The following is a 249-nucleotide window of genomic DNA, read 5'->3' on the forward strand; positions in this document are numbered from 1 at the left end:
CTATAAACTGTTTTTGCAGGGCTTTATGCGCTCTTTTATTGAGTGCAATAATTAATAACCCTGACGTTGACATATCTAAGCGATGCACAATGAGCGGGCCGGTAGCGTGTGGAAATTGTGTTTTAATGCGCAAATAAACCGAGTCTTCAATATTAACCCCAGGAACGGACAAAAATTCAGCAGGTTTATTGATCACTAATATATCGTGATCTTGGTAAATAATAGTTAAATCTTTACCAATAGCAGGGT

1 protein-coding gene is annotated in these 249 nt (G+C 37.8%); it reads right to left on the minus strand.

Features of this window, described 5'->3' with window-relative positions:
• Window positions 1–249 (minus strand): pseudouridine synthase (locus AAEY62_RS23805; protein WP_350636932.1); only part of this gene is annotated, 249 nt, incomplete at both ends.

The sequence above is a fragment of the Pseudoalteromonas sp. GW168-MNA-CIBAN-0100 genome (assembly GCF_040309225.1).
Taxonomy (GTDB): domain Bacteria; phylum Pseudomonadota; class Gammaproteobacteria; order Enterobacterales; family Alteromonadaceae; genus Pseudoalteromonas; species Pseudoalteromonas arctica.